The sequence below is a fragment of the Peribacillus sp. NPDC097224 genome, assembly GCF_044761985.1.
GTDB lineage: Bacteria > Bacillota > Bacilli > Bacillales > DSM-1321 > Peribacillus.
The window spans coordinates 122,688-129,215 of record NZ_JBIWDK010000009.1; the positions used below are offsets into that span (position 1 = coordinate 122,688).

At 42.4% G+C, this 6,528-nt stretch carries 4 protein-coding genes and 1 pseudogene; 4 read left to right on the forward strand and 1 reads right to left on the reverse strand.

What is annotated here, in order from left to right:
- Nucleotides 1–17 precede the first annotated feature (17 nt).
- The 4 genes from clpX to yihA all read left to right on the forward strand — a co-directional run bounded on the left by clpX (nucleotide 18) and on the right by yihA (nucleotide 6,262).
- Complete coding sequence (gene clpX, locus ACIQXR_RS17140; protein ID WP_402874628.1) at nucleotides 18–1,286, forward strand: ATP-dependent protease ATP-binding subunit ClpX; 1,269 nt, start codon at nucleotides 18–20, stop codon at nucleotides 1,284–1,286.
- A 181-nt stretch (nucleotides 1,287–1,467) separates the two neighbouring features.
- The gene (gene lonB, locus ACIQXR_RS17145) at nucleotides 1,468–3,138 is read left to right on the forward strand and encodes an ATP-dependent protease LonB (protein ID WP_402874629.1); all 1,671 of its coding nucleotides are present in this window, start codon (nucleotides 1,468–1,470) and stop codon (nucleotides 3,136–3,138) included.
- A 224-nt stretch (nucleotides 3,139–3,362) separates the two neighbouring features.
- Complete coding sequence (lon, locus tag ACIQXR_RS17150) at nucleotides 3,363–5,684, forward strand: endopeptidase La (RefSeq protein ID WP_402874631.1); 2,322 nt, start codon at nucleotides 3,363–3,365, stop codon at nucleotides 5,682–5,684.
- Nucleotides 5,681–6,262 (forward strand): ribosome biogenesis GTP-binding protein YihA/YsxC, encoded by a 582-nt coding sequence (gene yihA, locus ACIQXR_RS17155; protein ID WP_402874633.1) that lies wholly within the window; start codon nucleotides 5,681–5,683, stop codon nucleotides 6,260–6,262. The genes lon and yihA overlap by 4 nt, the downstream gene beginning before the upstream one ends.
- Before the next feature lie 125 nt (nucleotides 6,263–6,387).
- Here yihA and ACIQXR_RS17160 read toward each other — a convergent pair.
- Nucleotides 6,388–6,528, reverse strand: a pseudogene (locus tag ACIQXR_RS17160) (transposase); the annotation flags it as partial.

Below are 6,528 nucleotides of genomic sequence, written 5' to 3' on the forward strand. Positions count from 1 at the left end.
TAAAGGGGTGAACGTTCATGTTTAAATTTAATGATGAAAAAGGACAATTAAAATGTTCTTTTTGCGGAAAAACTCAAGAACAGGTCCGCAAACTGGTAGCTGGTCCAGGTGTATATATTTGTGACGAGTGTATCGAACTTTGTACTGAAATCGTTGAAGAAGAGCTAGGTACTGATGAAGAAGTAGAATTTAGAGATGTACCTAAACCTAAGGAAATTCGTGCGATACTAGACGAATACGTAATTGGACAAGAACAGGCTAAAAAATCTTTGGCCGTCGCTGTTTATAATCATTATAAACGTATCAATTCCAATAGCAAAGTTGATGACGTCGAGTTATCCAAGAGTAATATCGCTCTTATTGGACCGACAGGAAGCGGGAAAACGCTACTTGCCCAAACATTGGCGCGTCTATTGAATGTACCTTTTGCCATTGCTGACGCAACTTCATTAACGGAAGCTGGTTATGTTGGGGAAGATGTAGAGAACATCCTTCTTAAGCTGATTCAAGCGGCTGATTACGATGTGGAAAAAGCGGAAAAAGGCATCATTTATATTGATGAAATTGATAAAGTGGCCCGTAAATCCGAAAACCCATCGATTACACGCGATGTATCCGGTGAAGGTGTACAGCAGGCCTTATTGAAAATTCTTGAAGGTACCGTGGCAAGCGTTCCGCCACAAGGAGGACGTAAACATCCTCATCAAGAATTCATCCAAATCGATACGACTAATATCTTATTCATCTGTGGTGGTGCTTTTGACGGCATCGAACCGATCATCAAACGCCGTTTAGGCCAAAAAGTCATTGGCTTTGGTTCTGATGTTAAAAAAGATGATATCGCAGAAAAAGAATTGCTTTCTAAAGTTCTTCCAGAAGATTTACTGCGTTTCGGTCTAATTCCGGAATTCATCGGTCGTCTTCCTGTCATTGCTACACTAGAGCAATTGGACGAAGCCGCTTTGATTGAAATCCTTACAAAACCGAAAAATGCTCTTGTGAAGCAATATCAAAAATTGCTTGAGCTTGACGACGTGGAATTGGAATTCGAACAGGAAGCACTTAGTGAAATTGCTAAAAAGGCGATTGAACGTAAAACAGGTGCGCGTGGACTCCGTTCCATCATTGAAGGAATTATCCTTGAAGTGATGTTCGATCTTCCATCACGTGATGATGTTGCCAAATGTGTAATTACAGGAAGCACAATCGCGAAAAACGAAACACCAAAGCTTGTCCTGAAAGATGGTACAACCATTCAGGGACAAGGGAAGAAAACATCTGCTTAATCGATTAGTCAAAAAACTGCCAGTTCTTCTGGCAGTTTTTTTATGTTCTTTTTCATTACCTCAGTGCTTCTAAGTTTATATCTCAAAACACCAAAATTTACATCCCATATTTATTGGATTATTTCGCCCTCCCCTAGGAGATACTATCAGAAATGACAAGGCAGTAGCAGGAGGGAAAACGATGAACTGGACAGGAATAGCGTTATTTATTCAGCTGTTTTTTGGTATTGTGATTGGTTTGTATTTTTTGAATTTATTAAAAGGTCAACGGACACAAAAAGTTTCGATTAACCGTGATTCACGAAAGGAAATGGATCAGCTACAAAGGATGAGGTCCATCTCCCTAACAGAGCCATTGTCAGAAAAGGTGAGGCCGATTACATTTAAGGATATCATCGGTCAGGAGGACGGCATCAAATCTCTAAAAGCAGCTTTATGCGGTCCGAATCCTCAGCATGTGATCATTTATGGCCCTCCAGGAGTGGGGAAAACGGCAGCTGCAAGGATCGTTCTAGAAGAAGCCAAGAAAAATGGGAAGTCTCCTTTCAAGAAGTCGGCAGTCTTTATCGAACTGGATGCAACGACTGCTAGATTCGATGAACGGGGAATAGCCGATCCGTTAATAGGTTCAGTACACGACCCTATATATCAAGGCGCCGGGGCCATGGGCCAGGCGGGTATCCCGCAACCCAAACAAGGGGCTGTCAGTAATGCTCATGGCGGCGTACTGTTTATAGATGAAATTGGGGAACTCCATCCCATTCAAATGAACAAGTTGTTAAAGGTGCTGGAAGACCGGAAAGTGTTTCTCGAAAGTGCTTATTATCAAGAGGAAAATCAAAATATTCCGACCCATATCCATGATATATTTAAAAATGGACTTCCTGCCGACTTTCGCTTGATTGGGGCTACAACAAGAACGCCTAATGAAATTGCCCCAGCCATTCGTTCAAGGTGCATTGAAGTGTTTTTCCGTGAACTGGACCGTGAGGAAATCGTATCCGTTGCCAAAAATGCTTCCGATAAGGTAGGTATCACTATTAGTGAAAAGGGACTTCAGTCGATTTCGGATTACGCCCGAAATGGAAGGGAAGCTGTCAATATGATTCAAACATTGGCCGGTATCTCCATTAATGAAAATCGAAGCTACATCAGGGAAGAAGATATTGATTGGATGGCTCATAGCAGCCAACTTACACAGAGGATGGACCGGAAAATAGAGTCAAGTCCAAAAATAGGATTGGTTAATGGTCTTGCCGTTTATGGTCCTAACAGTGGAGCTTTGTTGGAAATCGAAGTGACTGTGATGGCTGCTAACGATGATAAAGGTTCAATCAATATTACAGGGATAGTCGAAGAAGAAAGCATTGGTGGTGGAAATGGGAAATCCATTCGTCGCAAGAGCATGGCCAAGGGGTCGATTGAAAATGTCATCACGGTCCTGCGTTCCATGGGCGTTCCAGCCGACCAATTCGATATCCATGTTAACTTCCCAGGCGGCAGCCCTGTGGACGGTCCATCAGCGGGTATAGCGATGGCAACGGGCATATACTCGGCCATCTATAAAATGCCTGTGGATCATACGGTAGCGATGACGGGAGAAATTAGTATTCATGGTGGCGTTAAACCAATCGGAGGCGTCATTCCGAAGATAAAGGCCGCAAAACTGGCTGGGGCAAAGACTGTCATTATTCCAGCTGAAAACATGCAACCGTTGCTGCTGGAAATAAAAGATATCGAGATTATTCCTGTTACGAATGTAAAAGAAGTATTGGATAGGGCGCTGAAGAAAGAGATAATATCCGATCAGATATTAGCCTCCTTGGACCCTTCGAAAAAAGAAAGCGTATAACAGGAGAACCCCGGTTTGAAAAAGACCGGGGCGTTTTCTGGCCGAAAAAAATAATCATGAATTCGGGCGTGCTTTTTCCTCGGAAATTGGAGATAATAAAAGCAATTATACCTGTTAAGGTAAACAAATAGACACTTCTATATAAATAGGATAGAATTGTTAAAAGGTTGATAACTTGGGTAATTAGTTTACAACGACGATACTAAATTTGGAGGTGTCAGGAAATGACTGATCAAGAAATCATCGTTCCCCTCCTGCCGCTAAGAGGACTGCTTGTATATCCAACAATGGTACTTCATTTAGATGTGGGCCGAGATAAATCGGTACAAGCCCTTGAGAAAGCAATGGTGGAAGACCATCTTATATTTTTGACGACACAGAAAGATGTGACGTTGGATGAACCTGGTGAAGAAGATTTATTTACCATGGGTACATTAACAAAAGTAAAACAGATGCTGAAACTTCCAAATGGTACCATCCGTGTTTTGGTGGAAGGTTTAAACCGGGCAGAGGTTAGTGAATTTTACGATTATGAGACACACTATGGTGCGAAGGTTAAAATATATGAAGACAGCGATGAAAAAGATGCAGAACATCAAGCATTAATGCGCACCTTGCTGGATTATTTTGAACAATACATAAAGATGTCCAAAAAAATAACCGGTGAAACGTTCTCTTCCACTTCAGATATTGAAGAACCGGGTAGATTGGCTGATATCATCGCCTCCCATTTGCCTCTTAAGTTGAAAGAGAAGCAAGAAGTGCTTGAGACCATTGATATGAAAGAGCGCTTAAGCCGGGTGATTGAAATCATCAATAACGAAAAGGAAGTCCTTTTCCTGGAGAAAAAGATCGGTCAGCGTGTCAAGCGATCCATGGAACGGACACAAAAAGAATATTATCTACGTGAACAAATGAAGGCCATCCAGAAGGAACTAGGGGATAAAGAAGGTAAGACAGGAGAAATCGCCGTTCTTACTGAAAAAATAGAAGAAGCCGATATGCCAGCGCATATTAAAGAAACGGCTTTAAAAGAACTCGACCGGTATGAAAAAGTACCATCCAGTTCAGCTGAAAGCTCCGTTATCCGCAATTACATCGAATGGTTAATATCGCTTCCATGGTCGAATGCCACGAAAGATGATCTTAATATTCATAAAGCGGAAAAAATCCTTAACCGTGACCATTATGGATTGGAAAAGGTCAAAGAACGGGTGCTTGAATACTTGGCTGTCCAGCAGCTGACTAATTCGTTAAAGGGACCGATTCTTTGTTTGGTAGGTCCTCCAGGCGTCGGAAAAACAAGCTTAGCTAAGTCGATTGCCTCATCATTGAACCGGAAGTTTGTTCGAATTTCCCTAGGTGGCGTGCGTGATGAATCGGAAATCCGGGGACACCGCCGCACATATGTAGGGGCCATGCCAGGTAGAATCATCCAAGGGATGAAAAAGGCGGGCACGATTAATCCGGTATTTTTACTGGATGAAGTGGATAAGATGTCCAATGACTTTAGGGGAGACCCATCGGCCGCGATGTTAGAAGTGCTTGACCCGGAACAAAACCATAACTTCAGTGACCATTATATTGAAGAGACGTATAATCTTTCTAAAGTTATGTTCGTTGCGACAGCCAATAATCTTTCAACAATTCCAGGACCGCTTCGTGATCGTATGGAAATCATTTCGATTGCAGGTTATACTGAAATAGAGAAGCTTCATATCGCCAAGGATCACCTACTGCCTAGACAGTTGGAGAATCATGGTCTATTGAAGACACAACTGCAAATCCGTGAAGAAGCCCTTACTAAGATCATTCGTTATTATACTCGCGAAGCCGGTGTCCGTAGTCTAGAACGGCAGCTTGCCAGTATTTGCAGGAAAACGGCGAAGATCATCGTTTCCGGTGATAAAAAACGAGTCGTGATTTCTGATAAGAATGTCGAGGAGTTTTTAGGGAAAACGATGTTCCATTATGGACAAGCGGAGATAGAAAACCAAATAGGTGTCGCTAATGGATTGGCATACACTTCCGTTGGTGGGGATACGTTACAGATCGAGGTATCTCTATCACCAGGAAAAGGAAAGCTCATTTTGACTGGGAAACTTGGCGACGTCATGAAAGAATCAGCTCAGGCTGCTTTCAGTTATGTACGTTCGAAGACCGAGAAACTCCACATCGATACGAACTTCCATGAAAAGTATGATATCCATATCCATGTTCCAGAAGGAGCCGTTCCTAAGGATGGTCCATCTGCAGGCATCACGATTGCAACAGCGTTAATATCGGCTCTAACTAATAGGCCGATCAGAAAAGAGGTAGGCATGACAGGCGAAATTACATTACGCGGACGGGTTCTCCCAATTGGTGGCCTTAAGGAAAAATCCTTAGCGGCTCATCGGGCAGGACTTACGAAAATCATCATCCCGCAAGATAACGAAAAGGATATTGATGATATCCCGGAAAGTGTCCGTAAAGAATTAATATTTGTTCCAGTTTCACATGTTGATGAAGTCCTAGAACATGCATTGGTAGGTGTGGACGAATGAAAGTAACAAGTTCAGATATTGTCATCAGTGCCGTTAAGCCTGAACAATATCCTAACACCCCCATTCCGGAATTTGCCTTAGCTGGTCGTTCCAATGTCGGGAAATCAAGTTTCATCAATAAATTGATCAATCGAAAAAATTTAGCGCGGACTTCTTCCAAGCCAGGAAAGACGCAAACGCTGAATTTCTATATCATAAATGAAGCCATGCATTTTGTGGATGTACCTGGTTACGGGTATGCGAAGGTTTCTAAAAGCGAACGTGATGCGTGGGGGAGAATGATTGAAACATATTTCACCTCCCGTGAACAGCTTCGTGCAGCGATATTGGTCGTTGATTTACGCCATCCGCCGACTAAAGATGATATAGCCATGTATGAGTTCCTGAAGCATTACGATTTGCCAAGAATCGTGATAGCGACGAAAGCAGACAAAATCCCAAAAGGGAAATGGCAAAAACATCTTAAAATCACACGCCAAACGCTTAATCTGGAAAAAGAAGATGAATTGCTTCTTTTCTCAGGTGAAACCGGAGAAGGTAAAGAACAAGTCTGGGGCGTTTTGAAGAAATACATGTAAGAGATAAAGGGGCTGTCTAATAAGTCCCTAAAATAAAACAGGTGGAGAAAAACGAGTTGTTTTTCTCCACCTGTTTTTCTATTTCTATAATAATTTACTGAAAGTAGCTGACGTAACCCAGCTATCTTCAGTAAATTATGTGCCATGGCTACGATGCCAAACTCCGTTTGGACTTTCGCTAAGCCCCGAAGCGAAAAGCGACGGAACGACCTATTGCCCTTGATATGACCAAAAACACTCTCTACCTCGATTTTTCGTCGAGCGTA

Coding starts and splice junctions, on each gene's coding strand:
- clpX (WP_402874628.1), top strand. CDS start 18: ATGTTTAAATTTAATGATGAAAAAGGACAATTAAAATGTTCTTTTTGC.
- lon (WP_402874631.1), top strand. CDS start 3,363: ATGACTGATCAAGAAATCATCGTTCCCCTCCTGCCGCTAAGAGGACTG.
- lonB (WP_402874629.1), top strand. CDS start 1,468: ATGAACTGGACAGGAATAGCGTTATTTATTCAGCTGTTTTTTGGTATT.
- yihA (WP_402874633.1), top strand. CDS start 5,681: ATGAAAGTAACAAGTTCAGATATTGTCATCAGTGCCGTTAAGCCTGAA.